The organism is Streptomyces blattellae (genome assembly GCF_009709555.1).
Classification (GTDB): domain Bacteria; phylum Actinomycetota; class Actinomycetes; order Streptomycetales; family Streptomycetaceae; genus Streptomyces; species Streptomyces blattellae.
Genome location: NZ_WJBG01000145.1, coordinates 16,600 through 35,681, shown reverse-complemented (window position 1 = coordinate 35,681; position 19,082 = coordinate 16,600). Strand labels below are relative to the sequence as shown.

General features: G+C 69.9%; 16 protein-coding genes and 2 pseudogenes. 4 read left to right on the top strand and 14 right to left on the bottom strand.

Going from position 1 to position 19,082, the window contains the following annotated elements; all coding sequences use genetic code 11:
* Positions 1–196: 196 nt before the first annotated feature.
* Positions 197–463 (bottom strand): hypothetical protein, encoded by a 267-nt coding sequence (locus GFH49_RS15765; RefSeq protein ID WP_155056509.1) that lies wholly within the window; start codon positions 461–463, stop codon positions 197–199.
* Between the two features lie 953 nt (positions 464–1,416).
* Between GFH49_RS15765 and GFH49_RS15760 the strand changes: the two genes are divergently transcribed.
* The gene (locus tag GFH49_RS15760; protein ID WP_155056508.1) at positions 1,417–1,662 is read left to right on the top strand and encodes a hypothetical protein; all 246 of its coding nucleotides are present in this window, start codon (positions 1,417–1,419) and stop codon (positions 1,660–1,662) included.
* A gap of 75 nt (positions 1,663–1,737) precedes the next feature.
* Here GFH49_RS15760 and GFH49_RS15755 read toward each other — a convergent pair whose 3' ends face one another.
* On the bottom strand, positions 1,738–3,495 hold the full coding sequence (locus GFH49_RS15755) for a recombinase family protein (RefSeq protein WP_155056507.1): 1,758 nt from the start codon (positions 3,493–3,495) through the stop codon (positions 1,738–1,740).
* A 22-nt stretch (positions 3,496–3,517) separates the two neighbouring features.
* Positions 3,518–3,904 (bottom strand): annotated as a pseudogene (locus GFH49_RS15750) (alcohol dehydrogenase catalytic domain-containing protein); the annotation flags it as partial.
* On the opposite strand from GFH49_RS15750, the pseudogene GFH49_RS40125 reads away from it, so the two are divergent.
* Positions 3,903–4,185: pseudogene (locus GFH49_RS40125) on the top strand (hypothetical protein); the annotation flags it as partial. The pseudogenes GFH49_RS15750 and GFH49_RS40125 sit on opposite strands and share 2 nt — an antisense overlap.
* A 21-nt stretch (positions 4,186–4,206) precedes the next feature.
* Here the strand turns inward: GFH49_RS40125 and GFH49_RS15740 are convergent.
* The 6 genes from GFH49_RS15740 to pdhA form a co-directional block, all read right to left on the bottom strand.
* Positions 4,207–5,304 carry a potassium channel family protein gene (locus GFH49_RS15740; protein WP_196218002.1) on the bottom strand — a complete coding sequence of 366 codons (1,098 nt, stop codon included), beginning with the start codon at positions 5,302–5,304 and terminating at the stop codon, positions 4,207–4,209.
* Positions 5,301–6,650, bottom strand: coding sequence for a molybdopterin molybdotransferase MoeA (locus GFH49_RS15735; RefSeq protein WP_155056505.1), 1,350 nt, complete (start codon positions 6,648–6,650; stop codon positions 5,301–5,303). The genes GFH49_RS15740 and GFH49_RS15735 overlap by 4 nt, the downstream gene beginning before the upstream one ends.
* The gene (locus GFH49_RS15730) at positions 6,647–7,576 is read right to left on the bottom strand and encodes an NTP transferase domain-containing protein (RefSeq protein ID WP_155056504.1); all 930 of its coding nucleotides are present in this window, start codon (positions 7,574–7,576) and stop codon (positions 6,647–6,649) included. The genes GFH49_RS15735 and GFH49_RS15730 overlap by 4 nt, the downstream gene beginning before the upstream one ends.
* Before the next feature lie 72 nt (positions 7,577–7,648).
* Positions 7,649–9,307, bottom strand: coding sequence for a dihydrolipoamide acetyltransferase family protein (locus GFH49_RS15725; protein ID WP_155056503.1), 1,659 nt, complete (start codon positions 9,305–9,307; stop codon positions 7,649–7,651).
* Positions 9,307–10,311 (bottom strand): alpha-ketoacid dehydrogenase subunit beta, encoded by a 1,005-nt coding sequence (locus tag GFH49_RS15720; protein WP_155056502.1) that lies wholly within the window; start codon positions 10,309–10,311, stop codon positions 9,307–9,309. The genes GFH49_RS15725 and GFH49_RS15720 overlap by 1 nt, the downstream gene beginning before the upstream one ends.
* Positions 10,308–11,444, bottom strand: a complete 1,137-nt coding sequence (pdhA, locus tag GFH49_RS15715) for a pyruvate dehydrogenase (acetyl-transferring) E1 component subunit alpha (protein WP_155056501.1) — start codon at positions 11,442–11,444, stop codon at positions 10,308–10,310. The genes GFH49_RS15720 and pdhA overlap by 4 nt, the downstream gene beginning before the upstream one ends.
* A 191-nt stretch (positions 11,445–11,635) precedes the next feature.
* Between pdhA and GFH49_RS15710 the strand changes: the two genes are divergently transcribed.
* Positions 11,636–12,118 carry an Lrp/AsnC family transcriptional regulator gene (locus GFH49_RS15710; protein WP_155056514.1) on the top strand — a complete coding sequence of 161 codons (483 nt, stop codon included), beginning with the start codon at positions 11,636–11,638 and terminating at the stop codon, positions 12,116–12,118.
* 12 nt (positions 12,119–12,130) lie between these two features.
* Here the strand turns inward: GFH49_RS15710 and GFH49_RS15705 are convergent, their stop codons facing one another.
* Positions 12,131–12,721 (bottom strand): TetR/AcrR family transcriptional regulator, encoded by a 591-nt coding sequence (locus GFH49_RS15705; protein ID WP_155056500.1) that lies wholly within the window; start codon positions 12,719–12,721, stop codon positions 12,131–12,133.
* Positions 12,718–14,235 (bottom strand): 3-hydroxyacyl-CoA dehydrogenase, encoded by a 1,518-nt coding sequence (locus GFH49_RS15700; protein WP_155056499.1) that lies wholly within the window; start codon positions 14,233–14,235, stop codon positions 12,718–12,720. The genes GFH49_RS15705 and GFH49_RS15700 overlap by 4 nt, the downstream gene beginning before the upstream one ends.
* Before the next feature lie 160 nt (positions 14,236–14,395).
* Here GFH49_RS15700 and paaN point away from each other — a divergent pair, with 160 nt between their 5' ends.
* A complete protein-coding gene (gene paaN, locus GFH49_RS15695) occupies positions 14,396–16,087 on the top strand; it encodes a phenylacetic acid degradation protein PaaN (protein WP_155056498.1) in 1,692 nt (563 codons plus the stop codon).
* A gap of 91 nt (positions 16,088–16,178) precedes the next feature.
* Here the strand turns inward: paaN and GFH49_RS15690 are convergent, their stop codons facing one another.
* The 3 genes from GFH49_RS15690 to GFH49_RS15680 are packed head-to-tail and all read right to left on the bottom strand — an operon-like array spanning position 16,179 to position 18,918.
* Positions 16,179–16,934, bottom strand: a complete 756-nt coding sequence (locus tag GFH49_RS15690) for a TrmH family RNA methyltransferase (RefSeq protein WP_155056497.1) — start codon at positions 16,932–16,934, stop codon at positions 16,179–16,181.
* The gene (locus tag GFH49_RS15685; RefSeq protein ID WP_155056496.1) at positions 16,931–18,175 is read right to left on the bottom strand and encodes an HTTM domain-containing protein; all 1,245 of its coding nucleotides are present in this window, start codon (positions 18,173–18,175) and stop codon (positions 16,931–16,933) included. The genes GFH49_RS15690 and GFH49_RS15685 overlap by 4 nt, the downstream gene beginning before the upstream one ends.
* Positions 18,172–18,918, bottom strand: coding sequence for a DUF5819 family protein (locus GFH49_RS15680; protein ID WP_155056495.1), 747 nt, complete (start codon positions 18,916–18,918; stop codon positions 18,172–18,174). The genes GFH49_RS15685 and GFH49_RS15680 overlap by 4 nt, the downstream gene beginning before the upstream one ends.
* Between the last annotated feature and the right edge of the window lie 164 nt (positions 18,919–19,082).

Here is a 19,082-nt window from a genome sequence, read left to right as displayed (position 1 = left end):
ACCTCTTCGGCGTACCCACCGACCTGCGACTTTGCTGAGAAATTCGACCTTGCGTCAGCCCTGCTGCTTAGCGCGGGCAGCAGCGCACGGGCATTTGGCGCCTAGCTCGTGCAGCTTCTTGCAGCGAGGGCACAGGCTGTAAGGCACGGGTGCCACCTCTCGAATAGGGGGCGCACCTGCTACTTGAGTAGGTGGCCTACATCAGCGAGAAGTCAGGAGCAGGCTTCGCGAGTTCAGCCCATAGCCCGTTCAACTCATCGCGCATCATGGCGAGTCGGCGCATCTTCGCTGGCGTGCGTGACTGCTGGCCTAGCCGGTCGTTCATCTCTGCTTCAGCGAATACGGCATTCTCCATTGAGGAATACCGTTCCTCGGTGCGTTCTAGCTTCGCTGTGTACTCGGCGCGCAGTCGCTCGTTCTCGGCAATGCAGTGGGTCAGTAGCTCATCGAATAGGTCGGGCATCCGGGATTTCCTCGGTTGTGGTGGGGTGCGTGGCGTTAAGCGCACGGTGCATGACGGTCAGCGCGGCGAATAGTTCGGCCCGCTCGCTGCGATCCCTAGGGACGATGCAACGACGTTCGATGACGGTTATGGCGACGTCTACCGGCTGGATCATCAGTCCCCCTCAACATCCAAGATTGTGGAATGCGCCTAGCTCCGCTGATCGGCATGCACAGTCGTCAGTGCGCACGTACCTATCCGAGTCAGCGGAGCCGGGCGGTCTGACACGCGCCCCCTGAGAGAAGCTTTTCGCGTGCCAGAGGAATCGGAATCCCAGAACGATTCCTCACTAGCTCTGGAGTGCAACGGCTTCCGCAGAATTCCGGCATAAACGCCTGTATTGGGACGTCCTGAATTTAAGTGTGATGCAGATCACATTGAATTGAGTTGGGCGCCACAGCGGAAAGCGGGCGTGCGTGCTCTTACAGCGGGAGCGGCGCACGGGGGCCGGTGGTGACGAGTGACGAAATTCCGTCACTTCCGGTTTACCGCCATAGAGCCTTATTTAGATGATGTATAGGTGGAACAGAAGTACTCATCATTTCGTCACTCGTCACCACTCTGGTAACGGAAAGTAAAAGCAGGGCCCATCTTGATTACTCTGTGCAATTGGCCTGGTGGGCTCGCTACCTCGTTATCCACAACCCTTGTGGATAGCTCACACATCCGCTTAGGTCTACCTAAGTGACCTGAATCACAAATTTGATGTCGACTCGCTCCGCCGACACGTCAGCGCTGCGCGACCGTTTCGACTCGAAGCCATGGGTGGTCGCCTAACGGCCTTTCTCGCGGACGTTGGAACCGGGTGCCGATCAACGCCTGTACGGCGCCCTGTGGGGCCGTTCTGTGGCTTCCTGGCCCTACGCTGTCCGCTGAGAGCGGGAACACCCCGCCAGCACGCAGGGAGCGCGCAAATGCCGGACTCACTAGATCGATCATTCGACAGGCTAGAAAATAGCCTTGCCCGTCTCGCTGCCGCCGATGCGATGAACACTGCCGCCGTACTCAATGCCATTGACGCCATGCGGGAAGAAATGGAAGCGGGAACCGTGGTTCCAGAGTGCAGCGCTCCTGAACGACCGTCCGGGAATGAGGTTCAGGCCGATACTGCGCGCATCATCGAACTGCTTACCGAGAGAGATACGGATGGGAAGCCGTAGCAGGCCCATAGAAACGCCGAACGGCCCGCCACCGGGGGTTTCCAGTAGCGGGCCGTGAAAGGGGCTCAGAGGGGCTTACGCGGCTTCCTCGGGCAAGTCTTCGAAGTCCTCTTCGCCTTCCGTCTCTTCGGTGAGCGGGCGTGCCCAATGGATCTCGACACGTTCCGAAACGACGACTTCTTTACGCCCAGGGGTGCCGGGGCGAACTTCCACGTGATCCACCCAAAGCTTGAGGAAGTCGCGCCGTTGGGCCATCGTCCACTTGGACCACGGCGTACCGGGGCCGATTGGGTCTGTCCCGGCGTCTTCAATCCAGTTGTCAATGGGCAGACGCACAGAGTTGGTCTGTTCCTCGCGCAGCTTCCGCAGTCGCGCCGTGCACGTCTCTTCAGTTAGCTGCATGGACCGCACAGCGTCGGTGAATGCGGCGTGACCCACGGCCCCCTTGTAGAGCCCCGCCTTACGGTCGGCGTAGATCTGTCGCAGGCTCTCTTGGGTGTGCTTGATCTGCGCCTCAAGTTCGTGGCACTCGATAGCGATACCCGCTGTGTCCTGCTGGCGTGCGAAACGCTGCGCAGCGGCAGCCAACAGCGTTGCGTCTTCGTCGTCCTGGGGGTCGGCATTGATGACGCGAGCCCATACCCGCTGCGCTACGTACTCGTCTGTCGCCTCAACCTGGATACTGACCCGCTGCTTGCCCATCTGACGCGCTGCGCTGACTTCCCGGTTACTCCGGTAGCGCGGTACGCCCTTCGTAATCGTGGTGCTCATCGTCGCGCCACAGTACGAGTACAGGAACGGCCAGCCGGTCAGCAGATAGGTACCGCCGTGATACTCGCGCCGGTGCTTCCCCTCGGTAGAGATCGCGATCTGAAGGACGTACCACTCAGCGGGGGTCATGATCGGCTCGTGAACGTTGATCGGGTCGCCGTCGGCGTTCCGCCGGATCTCCCACTTGTCGGAGCCAATGCGGTTGGCAGCCATGCCAGCGATGCGCGGGTCACGAAGCGTCCGCAGAACGGCTTGCGGGGTCCATCTCGGCTTGTCGGGGAACGCCTTGTAGGTTCCCCGCTTACGCCGAGCGTCCACGCGCGCCATTCCTTGCTCAGTTCTCCAGCCGGGCGGCGGGGTGTGGGGGTTGTCGGTCAGCTTCTCGGCGATCTCGCCCGGAGTCAGCCGCTCTTTCTCCGCCATGTCCCGCATGAGTAGGACCGTCTGTCGGCCCTCCTCGGTCGGCACGATCTTGACGTACTTCACGCCGTCCTCGGTGAATGCCTTTTCGTTCGTCCCCCAGAACGGCGCGGTACCGGACACGTGGCCGCCTGCCTTGCGAGCAAGCTCCTTCGTGTTGCTGATGAACGCCGACTTGGTGTCAGATTCCTGCTTCGCGAGGCCGGCGATGATCGCGAAGATTCCGGCACCGATGGGGTCGCTCGTGTCGAGGTACGGTTCCCGGACGCTGACGAGCGAGACGCCGTGGTCCCGCATCTCCTTCTCGATGGCGAACGCCTCTTGCGCACCCATGCGGGTAAGCCGGGACAGCGTGAAGATCACGACCACATCGCACTTACCCTGACGAACCCAGCTCATCATTTCCTCGAACCCCTCGCGCTGCGTGCTGGGGTCCCAACCGGACTTACCTACGTCCTTGAACCGGTGTACGACGCGGTAGCCACGGGCGGCGCACAGCGCTTCGCCTGCCTCCCACTGCATGACGGGGCTTGCGTCGCTGCCGTCCTCGTTCAGCTTCGACTGACGGGCGTAGAGAACGGCGCGGGGCTGGTCGTTGGCGGCCGAGTCGGCCACGTACTGATTCAAGGTGTTCGGTGTCATGGGGGCATCTTCACATGCTCTTCGACCAGACCGTGCAGGTCACCTCGGGCAGCGCGGCGGCCTGCTCGACGTCGAGGCCCTGCGGCAGGGGCAGCAGCTGGCCGGCCGGGACGGCGACCTTCTCGGCGTAACCGCCGCCCGCGAGCAGCGCGCACACCTCGTCACCGACCACCCAGCCGGAGACCCCGGGCCCGAGCGCGGCGATCCGTCCGGAGCATTCGAGGCCGGGATAGGGGGATGCGCCGGGCGGCGGGTTGTAGAAGCCCTGGCGTTGCAGGATGTCGGCCCGGTTGACGGCGCCGGCCGCCACCTCGACCAGCACCTCGCCCTCGCCGGGCACCGGATCGGGGACCTCGTTCCACACCAGCGCCTCGGGCCCACCAGGTTCGGGAATCGTGATCGCATGCATGGGCAGGACGCTACTCCTCGCTCTCCGGTCCCCTGCGCCTACGTCCGCCTCAGGCCTGGCCATCCAGACCGCGGGCTGGTGAAGACGTTCGGCGAGACCAGGGCCGTGGACGGCGTCGACCTCGCGCCGTCCCCACCGGCACGGTCCAACGGCGTCCCCGGTCGGCGTCACAGCTTCTGGAGGCCTTCGGGCTGACGGACGCGGCCGGGAAGCGGGTCAAGAACCACTCGGGCGGCATGCGGCGCCGTATCGACATCGCCGCATCCATCCTGAACACCCCCCAGTGCTCTTCCCGTCGAGGTTCAGTCCTGCGGCAGCGGGCGGGCGTCGGGTGCGACCTGTGTACCCGGCGTCGCCCGCACAATGGTGATCAGCCGGTCCGTCAGTTCCAGCGTCCCGACGGCCGGATCGTCGTATCCGAGCACCCGGTGCCCGCGTACGACACTCACCACCAGGTCCTCCGTCTGCCGTGGGCTCTTGCCCACCTCGGCCTTTATGACCGGCCGCTCGATGATGTCGAGCCCGCTGCCCTGCTGGATGAGGTCCTCCATCACCATGCCGGCGGCGGGGCTGAGCACGGAGAGACCGAGCAGCCGGCCGGCCGCACTGGCGCTGGTGATGACCGCGTCGGCGCCGGACTGCTTCAGCAGTGGGGCGTTCTCCTCCTCCCGCACCGCGGCCACGATCTTTGCGCCGCGGTTGAGCTGCCGGGCCGTGAGCGCGACGAGGACGGCCGTGTCATCACGCTGGGTGGCGATGATGATCTTCCGCGCCTTGTGCACCTCGGCCCGCTTCAGCACATCGCTGCGCGTCGCGTCCCCGACGATGCCCGCATACCCCTCGGCCGTCGCCGCGTCGATCGCCTTGGAACTGGGGTCGACCACGACGACCTGCTCCGCCTTGAGCCCCGACGCGCACACGGTCTGGATCGCCGAACGCCCCTTCGTCCCGAATCCGACGACAACGGTGTGATCACGCAAGGCGGACCTCCAGCGGGTCAGGCGCCATTCGTCCCGGGTCCGTTCGGTGAGGACCTCAAGCGTGGTGCCGACCAGGATGATCAGGAACAGCACGCGCAGCGGTGTGATGACGAAGATGTTGGTGAGCCGGGCGGCATCGCTGACGGGGGTGATGTCGCCGTATCCGGTGGTGGAGAGCGTGACGGTCGCGTAGTACCAGGAATCGAGGAAGTCGACGGAGTTGTCCGAGTTGTCGTTGTAGCCCTCACGGTCGGCGTAGACGATCAGCGCGGTCAGCACGAGCACCAGCAGGGCCATGCACAGTCGCCTGGCGACCTGCCGGAAGGGGTGCTCCACCACCTTCCGCGGGAGTTTCACCCGGTGAGTGGTGAGATGTTCGTCCGCCTGGCGGGCGATCACGTCACGGCCCGGTTGTTTCACGTGAAACACACCTCGATACCGGCGAAAGCCCATGGCAGGTCGAGGAGTTCGACCTCCTGCCCCGGCCGGGCACCTCCCGGCGGTACGACGGCCAGCGCGTCGGCCGCCGCGATGCCCCGCAGCATGGCCGGGCCGTTGTAGTGCAGCGGAACGGCACTGTCGACGCGCAGGGTCACGGGGATGAGCCGGGTGTCGTACGGATGCCCGTGCGCCGCGTCCTGGAGCGGCAGCGCCAGCGGCTCGGGGGCCGGACGGGCGGCGAGGGTGCGCAGCAGCGGTTCGGCGAGCGTGAGCAGGCCGGAGACAGCGGCGAGGGGGTTTCCGGGCAGACCGACGAGGTGCTGGTTGTCCTTGATCCGGGCCAGCAGCATCGGGTGGCCGGGGCGCACCTTGACGCCGTTGACCAGCAGCTCCGCGGCGATGCGGCTCAGGGTGGGGTGAACATGGTCGACGGGGCCAGAGGCGGTGCCGCCGGTGGTGACGATGAGGTCGGCGTCGGAGGAGGTGATGGCCTTGCGCAGGGCCTTGGCGTTGTCGCCGAGCCGGCGCACCGCGACGACCTCGGCACCGAGCGCCCGCAGCCAGGGTGGCAGCATCGGGCCGAGCGCGTCCCGGATCAGCCCGTCGTGCGGCAGTCCCTCGGTGAGCAACTCGTCGCCGAGGACGAGGACCTCGGCGCGGGGGCGGGGGACCGCGGTGACGGTGTCGTATCCGCCTGCCGCGGCGAGTCCGAGTACGGCCGGGGTCACCAGGGTGCCGACGGGAAGGAGCTGGTCGCCGGTACGGCATTCCTGGCCGCGTGGGCGGATGTCCTGGCCGTGGCCCACCTCGCGGGTCGCGTGCAGGCGGCCCTGGGGGTCCATGCGGCCGTGCTCGCTGCGGATGACGGCGGTGGTGTCCAGGGGGATGCGGGCGCCGGTGGCGATCCGGACGGCCTCGCCGTCGATGAGCGGTTCGGGTTCCGCGTGCCCGGCCAGCACGCCCTCGTCCCGTACGTCCCAGGGTCCGGGTCCGGCGACCGCCCAGCCGTCCATCGCGGAGGTGTCGAACGAGGGCAGGTCGGTGAGGGCGGTGAGCGGAGCGGCCAGGGTGAGGCCGAGGGCGGCGTCGAGGGAGACGGAGACGGGCGGGCGGCGGCCCCCCGAGCGGCCCGCCCGTTCGGCGATCACCCGTGCCTCGGCCCAGGGGGTGGCCTGATGGCGGGCGTGAGCCGGGGAAGCGGGGGCACTGTGCGGGGCGGGCGCGGCGTGGGCCTCCCGGCCGCTGTCTTCGTTCACGAGGGCCAGCACCTCCTCGACGTCGAGGTCCTCGGCGTCATCGCCGGTCCGGACGGCGCGGGCGGTCATCCGGCGTCCGGGCTGCGGTCGGGCTCGGCGGCGTCCTTCTCGGCGTCCTTCGCTGCCTCTGCCTCGGCCTCCTCGGCCCAGCGCAGCGCCAGCGCGGCGGCCTTGCGGGCGGCCTCAGCGACGGCTTCGGGGCCTCCCCCGGCCTGCGCCGCCGCATAGCCGACGAGGAAGGTGGTCAGCGGCGCCGCGGGCCTGGCCACTCCGTGTGCGGCGTCGCGCGCGAGGTCGAGCAGGACGCCGGTGTCGACGTCGAGGTCGAGGTCGAGGCCCAGCTCGTCCTTGACTGCGGAAATCCATTCATCCAACACGTGCCCATGCTCCCTGATGCGTGCCCTGGCGGTGGCGATGTCGTCCCAGGTGTCGCAGTCGAAGGACGCGACGGGGTCGGGGACGCGGGTGAGGTCGAGTCCGCCGGTCAGCCGGCGCAGGGGCAGGCCGGTGAGGCCGCCGTGCTCCTGAGTGAGCGCGCCCAGCCCGTGGCGCAGCGCCTGCGCGTGGTACGCCGCCACCAGCGGCTGGTCTCGGCCGTCCGGGTCGGTCAGGACAGCGCCGTCGGCGGAGCCGTCCCTCAGCGTCGTCAGCAGCCGTCCCACGGTCCGCTCGCCGAGGAACGGCAGGTCGGCGGAGAGTACGACGACGTACGCGGCCGTGGTGTGCCGGAGCCCGGCGTCGAGCGCGGCGAGCGGTCCGCCGCCGGGCGGGTCCTCGCGGGCCCAGGTCACGGGCTGCGGGGTGGGCCGGGGATCGGCGACGACGACGGTGATCCGCGCCCCGGCACAGGCGGTCAGCACTCGGTCGAGCAGCGCCCGCCCGCCGACCCGCACGCGGGGCTTGTCCACGCCGCCGAGCCGCCGGGCGGCACCGCCGGCGAGGACGACGGCGTCGTACGCGGCGCCGGGATCGCTGGAGGGCTCGAACGCGGTCACTCCCCGAGTATGCGTGCCGTCATGATCGGAGGGAACGCCCGTGTGCCTTTCTCAAACGTCCACCCGCCTTTGTCACACGGTGCGCAGCAGCACCGCAGGCTGTTCCACGCAGTCCGCCACATACCGCAGGAAGCCGCCGGCCGTGCCGCCGTCGCACACCCGGTGGTCGAAGGTGAGCGAGACCTGGGTGACCTGCCGCACCGCCAGCTCACCCTGGTGCACCCACGGCTTGGGGACGATACGGCCGACGCCGAGCATGGCCGCCTCCGGGTGGTTGATGATCGGCGTGGAGCCGTCGACGCCGAACACGCCGTAGTTGTTCAACGTGAAGGTCCCGCCCGTGAGTTCCGCAGGCGTCAACGCGCCCGTCCGGGCCGCCTCCGTCAGCCGGGCGAACTCCGCGGTCAGCGACTCGGCGTCCCGCGCCTGCGCGTCCCGCACGACAGGCACGACGAGTCCGCGCTCGGTCTGCGCGGCAAAGCCGAGGTGGACCTGGTCGAGCTGGACGATCTCCCTGGCCTCGATGTCGACGGTGGAGTTGAGCTCGGGGAACCGGGCGAGGGCGGCGGTGCAGATGCGTGCCAGCAGGGCGAGGAGGGAGATCTTCGTCCCCCCGGTGCCGTTCATCGCTGCGCGCGCTCGCATCAGCTCCGTCGCGTCGGCGTCCACCCAGCAGGTCGCGTCCGGTATCTCACGCCGGCTGCGGGACAGCTTGTCGGCGACTGCGCCCCGGATGCCCTTGAGGGGGATACGGGTGCCCTCGGGCGCGGAGGTGACGGGGGCACCGGCGGGTGCGTGCGTCACACGGGCGACGAGGGATTCGGCGGGCGTGGGAGCGAGGGGGGAGACCGGGGCGAGCGGGGGCTCGGTGGGGGCGAAGGGGGCGGTGGGCGCGGTGGGCGCGGTGGGGGCGGCGGCGGTCGGAGTAGCGGAGGACGGTGCGGTCGCGGACGGCGTGGCCGTACGCGGCGGCGGTCGGGTTGATGACGCGGCGGCCGCCCGCAGCGCGTACTCCACATCGGCCCGCAGGATCAGCCCGTCCGGGCCCGAGCCCGTCAACCCGCGCAGATCCAGCCCGTTCTCCCTGGCGAGCCGCCGCACCAGGGGCGAGATCACGGGGACGGGGCCGTCGGCACGGTGGCCGTTGCCGGAACCGGGCGCGATGCCGGAGGCGCTGGGGGCGTCGGGCGTCGGCGCGGTCGCAGCCGTACGAGGGGTCGCAGCCGTACGAGGGGTCGCAGCCGTACGAGGGGTCGTAGCCGTACGAGCCGTCGGCCGCACCCTTCGGCGGCGGGCCGGAGCGGCACCCGTGCCGTAGCCCACGAGCACGTTGCCGGAGCCCTCGTGAGGGCGCTCAGCGGAGCCCTCGCGCGCGCCCTCGGAGCCCGCACGCGTCTGCTCACCCGAGCCCACGCGCGCGTCCTGACGCGAACCCCCGCCCGAGCCGGCGGCCGGCTCTCCGGAGGCCGCCGCACCCACCGCCACCGTCAACAGCGGCGCCCCCACGGGAAGTTCCGTGCCTTCCTCGCCGAAGCGGGCGGTGACCACGCCGCCGTACGGACAGGGCACCTCGACCATCGCCTTGGCCGTCTCGACCTCGACGACCGGCTGGTCGACGGCGACGAGGTCTCCGACCTCGACAAGCCAACGCACGATCTCCGCCTCGGTGAGCCCCTCGCCGAGGTCGGGGAGCCTGAACTCCAGGCTGTGCATGTCAGAAGCGCGTGCCATCAGCTCTCGGCCTCCCATTGCAGACGCCCCACGGCATCCAGGATCCGATCCACGCCCGGCAGGTGGTGACGCTCCAGCATCGGCGGCGGGTAGGGGATGTCGAACCCGGCCACGCGCAGCACCGGCGCCTCCAGATAGTGGAAGCAGCGCTCCGTGACACGGGCCGCGATCTCCCCGCCCGGGCCGCCGAACCCGCCCGACTCGTGCACGACCACCGCGCGCCCGGTCCGCCGCACCGAGGCGGAGACCGTCTCGTCGTCGAACGGCACGAGGGAACGCAGATCGACGACTTCGAGGTCCCAGCCCTCGGCCCGTGCCGCCTCGGCGGCTTCGAGGCAGACGGGCACGGACGGCCCGTACGTGATGAGCGTGGCGCTCCGGCCCGAGCGCCGCACCACCGCGCGGCCTATCGGTTCAACGGCCGACGGCTCCTCGGGGTTCCAGGAATCCTTGGACCAGTACAGACGCTTGGGTTCGAGGAAGACGACCGGGTCGTCGGAGGCGATGGCGGCGCGCAGCAGGCCGTAGGCGTCGGCGACGGTGGCGGGCGTGACGACATGGAGCCCCGGAGTCGCCATGTAGTACGCCTCGGAGGAATCGCTGTGGTGTTCGACGCCGCCGATGCCGCCGCCGTAGGGGACCCGGATGGTGATCGGCAGCGGCATCGTCCCGCGCGTGCGGTTGCGCATCCGCGACACATGGCTGATCAGCTGCTCGAAGGCGGGGTAGGCGAAGGCGTCGAACTGCATCTCCACGACCGGCCTGAGGCCGTACATCGCCATGCCGACCGCCGTGCCGAGGATGCCCGCCTCGGCAAGGGGCGTGTCCGTGCAGCGGTCCTCGCCGAACTCCTGGGCGAGCCCGTCGGTGACCCGGAAGACCCCGCCGAGGGTGCCGACGTCCTCGCCCATGACGTGCACGGCGGGGTCGTCGGCCATGGCGTCGCGCAGCGCACGGGTGAGGGCCTGTGCCATGGTGGCCGGCTTGAGGGCGACGGTGGTCATCGGTGCGCCCCTTCCCGCTCGGCCTCCAGCTCCGCCGCCAACTGGTCCCGCTGCTCCTGGAGTTGGGGGGTGGGCTCGGCGTACACGTGGGCGAACAGGTCCATGGGGTCGAGCGCCGGGTCCTGGTTCATGTGCTCGCGCAGGTCGGCGGCGAGCCGCTCGGCGTCTTCGCGCGCGTGCCGGATGCCGTCCTCGTCGATCAGGCCCCGTTCGGTCAGCTCCCGCTCCAGGAGGGCGATCGGATCGTGGGCCCGCCAGGTCTCCACCTCGGCGTCGGCCCGGTAGCGCTTGTCGTCGTCGGCGTTCGTGTGGGCCTCGACGCGGTACGTCACGGCCTCGATCAGCGTCGGCCCGCCTCCCGCGCGCGCGTGCCGTACGGCCTCGCTGAGGACCTGATGCACGGCCACCGCGTCGTTGCCGTCGACCAGGCGGCCGGGCATGCCGTAGCCGACGGCCTTGTGGGCCAGCGACGGGGCCGCGGTCTGCTTGGCGAGCGGGACGGAGATCGCGAAGCCGTTGTTCTGGACCAGGAAGACGACCGGGGCCTGCCATACGGCGGCGAAGTTGAGCGCCTCGTGGAAGTCGCCCTCGCTGCTGCCGCCGTCGCCGACGAGTGCGAGTGCGACCACGTCGTCGCCCTTGAGGTGGGCGGCGTGCGCGAGGCCGACGGCGTGCGGGAGCTGGGTGGCGAGCGGGGTGCACAGGGGGGCGACGCGGTGCTCGTGCGGGTCGTAGCCGGTGTGCCAGTCGCCACGCAGGAGGGTCAGAGCGTGGACGGGGTCCACCCCGCGGGCGACGACGGCCAGCGTGTCGCGGTAGCTCGGGAAGAGCCAGTCGCGCTCTTCGAGGGCGAGCGCGGCGGCCACCTCGCAGGCCTCCTGGCCGGTACTGGAGGGGTAGACGGCCAGGCGGCCCTGCTTGGTGAGAGCGGTGGCCTGCGCGTTGTACCGGCGACCGCGCACCAGGTGGGCGTAGAGCCGGCGCAGCAGGGCGGGGTCGGCCTTCGCGGCGGCGTCCGTGCCGAGCACGCGGTACGGCTCCGCGTCGGGCAGCAGCGGCGCGGGGTCCATACGGGGCTGCCAGGCGGGCGGCGGCGTCGGCCGGTATGCGCCCCGCTGCTCCATGACCGTCATCGCGGCACCTCCTCGTGGGAGTGGCTTGGAGAGGCACGTCGGATGGTGATGCGCCTCACCTACCGATTGTTCGGTCGTCGGCACATTTTGGCTACAGGCACCTTCAGGCTGTGGACAAACGGTTCTCCACAACCTGAGATGGACGCAGTACGTCCATGGTAGAGAGGCGGGGGGACATGGCACCTGAACAAATGGCCGAAGGCCCCGAGGACAGCACTCCGCCGCCCGCGCGACCCCTCGACGCCATCGATCAGGACATCCTGCAGATGCTCCAGGCGGACGGCCGCGCGTCGATACGGTCGGTCGCCGAACGTGTCCATGTCTCGCGTGCCAACGCCTACGCGCGGATCAACCGCCTCATCGAGGACGGCGTCATCCGCGGCTTCGGTGCCCGCGTGGACCATGAGCGTGCGGGCCAGGGCACATCGGCGTACATCACCCTGAAGATCGTCCAGAACACCTGGCGCACGGTGCGCGAGCAGCTCAAGCAGCTCCCCGGGGCAGCCCACATCGCCCTGGTGGGCGGAGACTTCGACGTGCTGCTGCTGGTGCACACGTCCGACAACAGGGCACTGCGGGAGCTGGTCCTGACCCGGATCCAGGCCATCCCCGAGGTGCTCAGCACCCGCACGCTGCTGGTGTTCGAGGAGGAGGACCTGGAGCCGCAGGGCTGACCCAGGGCCCGCCTAGGAGGCCTTGCGCAGCCCGCCGAACACCAACTGCGCGACCGTGTCGGCCACTTCACGCTCGTTCATGCCGCGCCCGTCCGGCCGGTACCACTCGACGATCGAGTTGATCATCCCGAAGACCAGCCGGGTCGCGAGGCGTACCTCCACATCACCGCGCACGTCCCCGTCGGAGGCCGCCGCCTTCAGCAGCTCGGCGACCCGGTGGTCGAAGTCGCGGCGCTGCTCCAGGGCCCAGCGCTCGGTGTCCGTGTTGCCGCGCACGCGCAGCAGCAGCGTCACATACGGCAGTTCGGCGATCAGCACCTCGACCATGCGCCGCACGACGTACTCCAGGCGCTCGGCGGCACGCCCCACGCGCGCGTGCTCCTCGTCGAGGATCCCGAAGAGCCCGTCCAGCGCCCGGCTCACCGCGCGGCGCAGCAGCTCCTCCTTGCCGGCGACGTGGTGGTAGATCGACGACTTGGAGATGCCGGCCGCCTTGGAGAGATGCTCCATGGAGGTGCCGTCGTAGCCACGCTCGTTGAAGACCTGCACGGCGACGGTGAGCAGCGACTCCGGGGTGTACGTGTCCCGCTTGGCGGTGGTCATGACGTGCTGCCCTCCCGCTTGTCGGAGGCGTACGCATGGCGGTAGAGCGCGAGCGAGGGCGCGTAACGTCCCGACGGGTCGCGCAGATGCAGGTCGTCGAGGAGGGCGTACGCCCAGTTGCGGCCGAGTCTGCGGCTCCATTCGAAGGGGCCGAGGGGGTAGTTCACGCCCAGGCGCATCGCGGTGTCGATGTCCTCCTCGGTGGCCACCCCCTTGGCGACGGCGTCGTGCGCCAGGTCGACGATCCGCGCGACCGTGCGCGCGACGATCATGCCGGGTACGTCGCCGATGACGCTGACGTCCTTGCCGAGCGCCTGGAAGAGGCCGATCGCCTCGGTGAGGGTCTGCGAGGCGGTGTCCTGGGAGGCGGACAGGGCGACGCGGGTGGCCCTGCGGTAGTCGAGCGCGAGATCGAAGTAGACGACGTCCCGGAACTCCACGGAGGTCTGGCCGTCGGCGAGCGCCAGCTGTCCGCCGCCCGGCAGCACCAGGCGGGTGCCGTGGTCCTCGTCCTCCTCACGGACGGCGATGCCCGCCTCGCGTATCAGCGCGAGCAGTTCGCAGGCGGGGCCCAGGTCGCCCTCGGCGACGACGTACGCGGGCGGCTGGGCGCGTTCCGCGGTGTGCGGCTCGGCGGGCTCGGCGTCCTCCCCGTAGTCGTACCAGCCCTGTCCGGTCTTGCGGCCGAGCCGGCCCGACTCGACCAGGCGCCGCTGGGCGAGCGACGGTGTGAAGCGCACGTCCTGGAAGAAGGACTGCCACACGGAGTGCGTGACCGACTCGTTGACGTCCTGGCCTATGAGGTCGGTCAGCTCGAAGGCGCCCATCTTGAAGCCGCCGGACTCGCGCAGCACCGCGTCGATGGTGGCGGGGTCCGCGCCCTGCGCCTCGTAGACCGCGAAGGCCTCGGCGTAGAAGGGCCGCGCGATGCGGTTGACGATGAAGCCGGGGGTGTCGGCGCAGGCGACCGGGGTCTTGCCCCAGGCGCGCGCCGTCTCGTACGCGCGCGTGGCCATCGTGACGTCGGTGGCGTGCCCGGAGACGACCTCGACCAGCGGCAGCAGCGGTGCGGGGTTGAAGAAGTGCAGGCCGACGAGACGGCCGGGGTCGCCGAGCGACCCGCCGATGGCCGTCACCGACAGGGACGACGTGTTGGTGGCGAGCAGACAGTCCTCGCCGACGATGCCTTCCAGCTCGCGGAAGAGGTCCTGCTTGACGTCGAGCCGCTCCACGACGGCCTCGACGACCACGGCGCAGTCCGCGAGGTCGGCGAGGCTTCCGGCGGGCAGCAGACGCGCGCGCGCCGCGTCCCGGTCGGCGGCGGTGAGCCGGTCCTTCTCGACGAGCCGGTCGAGGCGGGCACCGATCGCGGCGCACGCCTCCTGGGCGCGTCCGGGGACGGCGTCGTACAGCCGCACGAGATGCCCGGCGACCAGCGCGACCTGGGCGATGCCCTGGCCCATGGTGCCGGTGCCGACGACGGCCACGGGGCTGCTGAGGTCGAGTGCTGTCATGTGCGCGATCCTCCCGCACGGGGTTTTCCACAGATGCGGCGGACCCCCTTGTCCCGACCGACCATTCGGTTACTCTATCCCTGTCTGGCTGTCTCTGCCCATGTCTGTGCCCAGGTCATGAGCTCGACGAAGAGTTCTTGAGACAAGGAGTTGGTCCCGCATGGCCGCCGAACTGACCGCCCGCGAGCTGATCGCCCGGCATCGGCCCACCCTCGACCAGGCGCTGGAAGCGATCCGCACACGCGTGTACTGGTCTCCGCACCCCGAGCACCCCAAGGCCTACGGCGAGCAGGGCAGCCTGGACGCGGCAGCCGGCAAGGCCGCCTTCGACGCCCTCGTGGGCACCCGCCTCGACCTCGGCCAGCCCGGCACGGACGGCTTCACGGGCGGCGAGGTCTCGCCGTACGGCATCGAACTGGGCGTCACCTACCCGCACGCGGACATCGATGTCCTGCTGCCCGCGATGAGGGCCGGCCAGCGCGCATGGCGGGACGCCGGCGCGGAGATCCGGGCCGTGGTCTGCCTGGAGATCCTCAAGCGCATCAGCGACCGGACGCACGAGTTCGCGCACGCGGTCATGCACACCTCCGGCCAGGCCTTCATGATGGCGTTCCAGGCGGGCGGCCCGCATGCGCAGGACCGTGGCCTGGAGGCGGTGGCGTACGCCTATGCGGAGCAGGTCCGCACCCCCGACACCGCGGAGTGGACCAAGCCCCAGGGCAAGCGCGACCCGCTCGCGCTCACCAAGCGGTTCACGCCGGTCCCGCGCGGGATCGCCCTGGTGATCGGCTGCAACACCTTCCCGACGTGGAACGGCTATCCGGGCCTGTTCGCCTCCCTGGCCACCGGAAACGCGGTCCTGGTCAAGCCCCACCCGCGCGCGGTGCTGCCGCTCGCCCTCACCGTGCGGGTCGCGCGCCAGGTGCTGGCTGAGGCGGGCTTCGACCCGAACCTGGTCGCGCTGGCCGCCGAGCGCCCGGACGAGGGCATCGCCAAGACCCTGGCCGTGCGCCCCGAGATCCGGATCATCGACTACACCGGTTCGACGGCATTCGGTGACTGGCTGGAGGCCAACGCCCGCCAGGCGCAGGTCTACACGGAGAAGGCGGGCGTCAACACGGTGCTCGTGGAGTCGACCGGCAACTACCAGGGGATGCTCTCCAACCTGGCCTTCTCGCTGTCCCTGTACAGCGGCCAGATGTGCACCACCCCGCAGAACCTGCTCATCCCGCGCGAGGGCATCCGCACCGAGGAGGGTCCCCGGACCTTCGACGAGGTCGTCGCCGACCTCGCCCGCGCGGTCGAAGGCCTGCTCGGCGACGACACGCGCGCGAACGCGCTGCTGGGCGCGATCGTCAATCCGGATGTGAAGGCTCGCCTGGAGGCTGCCGCCGGCCTGGGCGAAGTCGCCCTCGCCGCACGGGAGATCAGCAATCCGGAGTTCCCGGGGGCGGTCGTCCGTACGCCGGTGATCGTGAAGCTGGACGGGGCCAAACCGGATGACGAGGCCGCGTACATGAGCGAGTGCTTCGGTCCCGTCTCCTTCGCCGTCGCCGTCGACTCCGCGTCCGACGCGGTGGAGATGCTGCGGCGGACGATCCGCGAGAAGGGTGCGATGACGGTCGGCGCATACACCACTGACGCGGAGGTCGAGGGGGCCGTGGTCGACGTCTGCCTCGATGAGTCGGCCCAGTTGTCGCTGAACCTCACGGGTGGGGTGTACGTGAACCAGACGGCCGCGTTCTCCGACTTCCATGGGTCGGGGGGCAACCCGGCGGCCAACTCGGCGCTGTGCGACGGGGCGTTCGTCGCCAACCGGTTCCGGGTTGTCGAGGTGCGGCGGGAGGCCTGAGAGGCCCGGGGGTGCGGTGGTTGCGCGGCTTCCGGTGCGTTGTGGCTGGTCACGCCCGCGCCGGAGCAGCATGTGTCACAGCCCCGCGCCCCTAAAGGGGCGCTGCTGTGCCCGTGCTCCAGTGGTAGAGGGTCATCCCCACACTGGTCGCCAGGTTGTAGCTGGAGACCTGCGGGCGCATCGGCAAGGACAGCAAGTGGTCGGTGTGCGCGCGCAGTCCGGCCGACAGGCCGCTGCGCTCCGATCCGAAGGCGAGGACGGCGTCGTCCGGGAGCTTCATACCCCGGATGTCGTCGCCCTCGGGGTCGAGGGCGAACAGCGGACCGGCCGGGAGCTCCTCGACGGTCAGCCGTTCCACCGCGGTCGCGAAGTGCAGGCCCGCTCCGCCGCGTACGACCGTGGGGTGCCACGGGTCGAGGGTGCCGGTGGTGACCACTCCGGTCGCGCCGAAACCGGCGGCCAGACGGATGACGGCGCCCACGTTGCCGAGGTTGCGCGGGTTGTCGAGGACGATGACGGGTGCGGTGCGGGGAGAGTGCGCCAGCTTTTCGAGGTGGGCGGCACGGGGCGGTCGTACGGCCAGGGCCGCCACGGCGGTGGGATGCGGGCGTGGCACGAGGGACCGGTACGTCGGCTCCGGGACCTCGGTCAGCAGGGCGTCCAGGGTGTCTCGTACGTCCGGAGCGAGTTCGTCGGCGAGGGCGAGCGTGGCCGCCCGGTCGACGGTCACCGCGACCGGGACCTCGGCTGCGAAGCGCACCGCATGCTTGAGGGTGTGGAAGCCGTCGAGCAGGACGGAGGCGTCGGCGAGCCGGTGCCAGCAGGTCACGGGGTCGGCGGCGGTCATGCCGTGAACCCTACGCGCGTGTGATCGGGGTTCTCCGGGTTGCCCCGGTTCTGCGGGGCTGCTTCGTCCCCGATCCGCTGTCCCGGCACCTTGGGGGCGTCCTCGCGCCGGAACACGCGTCCACGCGCGCGTGCGGCCCAGTCGCCCAGCCGGCGCAGGAACGACGTCGGCAGGAAGACCGCGTCCGCCGCGATCATCGCCAGCGAGAAGAAGGGCAGTCCGAGGACGACGGCGATCACGGCATGCTCGGTGATCATGGCAGCGAGCAGGACGTTCTTGACCCGGCGATGGAACAGCGTGAACGGGAAGGCGACCTGGACGATCACGGTTCCGTAGGTCACGAGCATCACCAGTGTGCCGCTGGCCGACAGCACGTCGGCGAGGGCGGGCCAGGGCGAGAAGTAGTCGAGGTGCAGGGGGTAGTAGACGGCGGTTCCGTCCTGCCAGCGGGAGCCCTGGATCTTGTACCAGCCGGCCGTCGCGTAGATCAGACAGGCCTCGGCCATGATCACGAGCAGGGCGCCGTTGTGGACGATGTTGCCGACCACGTCGAGCAGGATCCGCGGCTCGTCACTCCTTGCCAGGCGCCCGACGACCCACCACACGGCCAGGGCCACCCACACGCCCCAGAGGATCACCGGCACGGTCACGTCGCCGTCGAGCTCGCCCGCCACGGTGACCGTGACCAGCATCAGCCCGAGCACGCCCCACAGGGCGGGGCCCACCCGGTCCACCACCCGCTCTCCACGCGCGCGTGCCGCACGCACGCGCCGCTCCCGGCGCTCGTCCAGCGACCACACCTGGCCGCAGCGCGTGAAGACGAGGTACAGGCACATCAGGTGCAGGACGTTGTCGCCGCCGTCGCCCATGAAGACGCTGCGGTTCTGCAGCGAGAGCACGCCGACCATGAAGAGCACGGACATGGTCCGGGTGCGCCAGCCCAGCAGCAGCAGGACGCTGGTCAGGACGGCGAACGCGTACACGGCCTCGAACCAGAGGCCGTCGTCCGACCACATCAGGGCGGTGAAGGCGCCGTTATCCGAGATCAGCTGCTCGGCGAGGCCGAAGGACCAGGGACCGTCGGGACCGTACAGCTCCTGGCGGTGGGGCAGCTCCCGCAGCAGGAAGAGCAGCCAGGTCGCGCTGAACCCGATACGGATCACAGCGGTCTGATACGGGCCGAGGGCGGCCTCGGTGACGCGGGCGATGCCGCCCGAGACGGCCAGGGCGCAGCGGTTCACCGGTCGCCTCCCTCGAAGTCGTCGGCCGAAACCGACCACCAGGGCAGCACCCGGAACACCGGCTGCTCGGAGACCTGCTCCGTGCTCCACTCGGGCGGGGGCACATTGGTGGTGCGGGAGCGCACCTGGACCCGCTCGATCGTCTCGCCCCGCCCGGCCGCGCCGTCGCGGTCGAGGCGCATCACCACGATCCGGCGCAGATAGCTCTCCGAGAGGGCGCCGCGCAGGCCCGACGGGCGGTTCTCGGCGTCGTGGGTGGCGAGGAAGAAGTCCCACGCCCTGCGCAGTTCGTTCTGCTGGGTGTGGCTCGGCAGCAGATTGCCGTCGATGGCCCGGCCGTCCTGCGCGGACAGGTCGTACCAGCCGGTGTTCGTCCTGCCGCCGTCCGGCCTGCCGACCTGGGCGCGGACCTGGACGGCGATGTTCTGCTGCAGCGGGTTGGGCGCGAAAAGCTTCCAGTTCTGCTCGAACTCGGGATAGATCCAGTCGTCTATCGCCTGGCCGTGCTGTTTGGTGACCGTGTTCGAGGGCGCGACGTGCAGGAACACCATGCCGATGTGGACACAGACGGCGACCGCGACGCAGGCGAGCGCGATCGCGGCGCCGATCTGGTAGCGGAGGGAGAGTGCCGCGACACCGGTGCGGGGGCCGGCAGCCGGTTCGTCGGACGCCTCGCGCCCGTCCGGTTCGACCACCCCGTCCGCTCCGTCCGGGGCGTTCGAGCCACCGTCGTACGCGTCCATTCCGCCCCGTTTCCCGATTCCGGTCCGTCTTCCGGCCGCTTGGACGGGAACGGTACTCAGCCCTGCCCGCCCGGCACACCCCCATCGACGCGTCCGCCGGTTGTCCACAGGGGATCCCGGCAGGTTATCCACGGCGGTTGACACCTTACGGCCCCCGTCACACC

Excerpts from the sequence above, each read along its gene's own strand:
- GFH49_RS15690 (WP_155056497.1), bottom strand. The coding sequence starts at position 16,934 with ATGACCGCCGCCGACCCCGTGACCTGCTGGCACCGGCTCGCCGACGCC.
- GFH49_RS15705 (WP_155056500.1), bottom strand. The coding sequence starts at position 12,721 with ATGACCACCGCCAAGCGGGACACGTACACCCCGGAGTCGCTGCTCACC.
- pdhA (WP_155056501.1), bottom strand. The coding sequence starts at position 11,444 with ATGACGGTCATGGAGCAGCGGGGCGCATACCGGCCGACGCCGCCGCCC.
- GFH49_RS15765 (WP_155056509.1), bottom strand. The coding sequence starts at position 463 with ATGCCCGACCTATTCGATGAGCTACTGACCCACTGCATTGCCGAGAAC.
- GFH49_RS15680 (WP_155056495.1), bottom strand. The coding sequence starts at position 18,918 with ATGGACGCGTACGACGGTGGCTCGAACGCCCCGGACGGAGCGGACGGG.
- GFH49_RS15720 (WP_155056502.1), bottom strand. The coding sequence starts at position 10,311 with ATGACCACCGTCGCCCTCAAGCCGGCCACCATGGCACAGGCCCTCACC.
- GFH49_RS15755 (WP_155056507.1), bottom strand. The coding sequence starts at position 3,495 with ATGACACCGAACACCTTGAATCAGTACGTGGCCGACTCGGCCGCCAAC.
- paaN (WP_155056498.1), top strand. The coding sequence starts at position 14,396 with ATGGCCGCCGAACTGACCGCCCGCGAGCTGATCGCCCGGCATCGGCCC.
- GFH49_RS15725 (WP_155056503.1), bottom strand. The coding sequence starts at position 9,307 with ATGGCACGCGCTTCTGACATGCACAGCCTGGAGTTCAGGCTCCCCGAC.
- GFH49_RS15735 (WP_155056505.1), bottom strand. The coding sequence starts at position 6,650 with ATGACCGCCCGCGCCGTCCGGACCGGCGATGACGCCGAGGACCTCGAC.
- GFH49_RS15710 (WP_155056514.1), top strand. The coding sequence starts at position 11,636 with ATGGCCGAAGGCCCCGAGGACAGCACTCCGCCGCCCGCGCGACCCCTC.
- GFH49_RS15760 (WP_155056508.1), top strand. The coding sequence starts at position 1,417 with ATGCCGGACTCACTAGATCGATCATTCGACAGGCTAGAAAATAGCCTT.
- GFH49_RS15700 (WP_155056499.1), bottom strand. The coding sequence starts at position 14,235 with ATGACAGCACTCGACCTCAGCAGCCCCGTGGCCGTCGTCGGCACCGGC.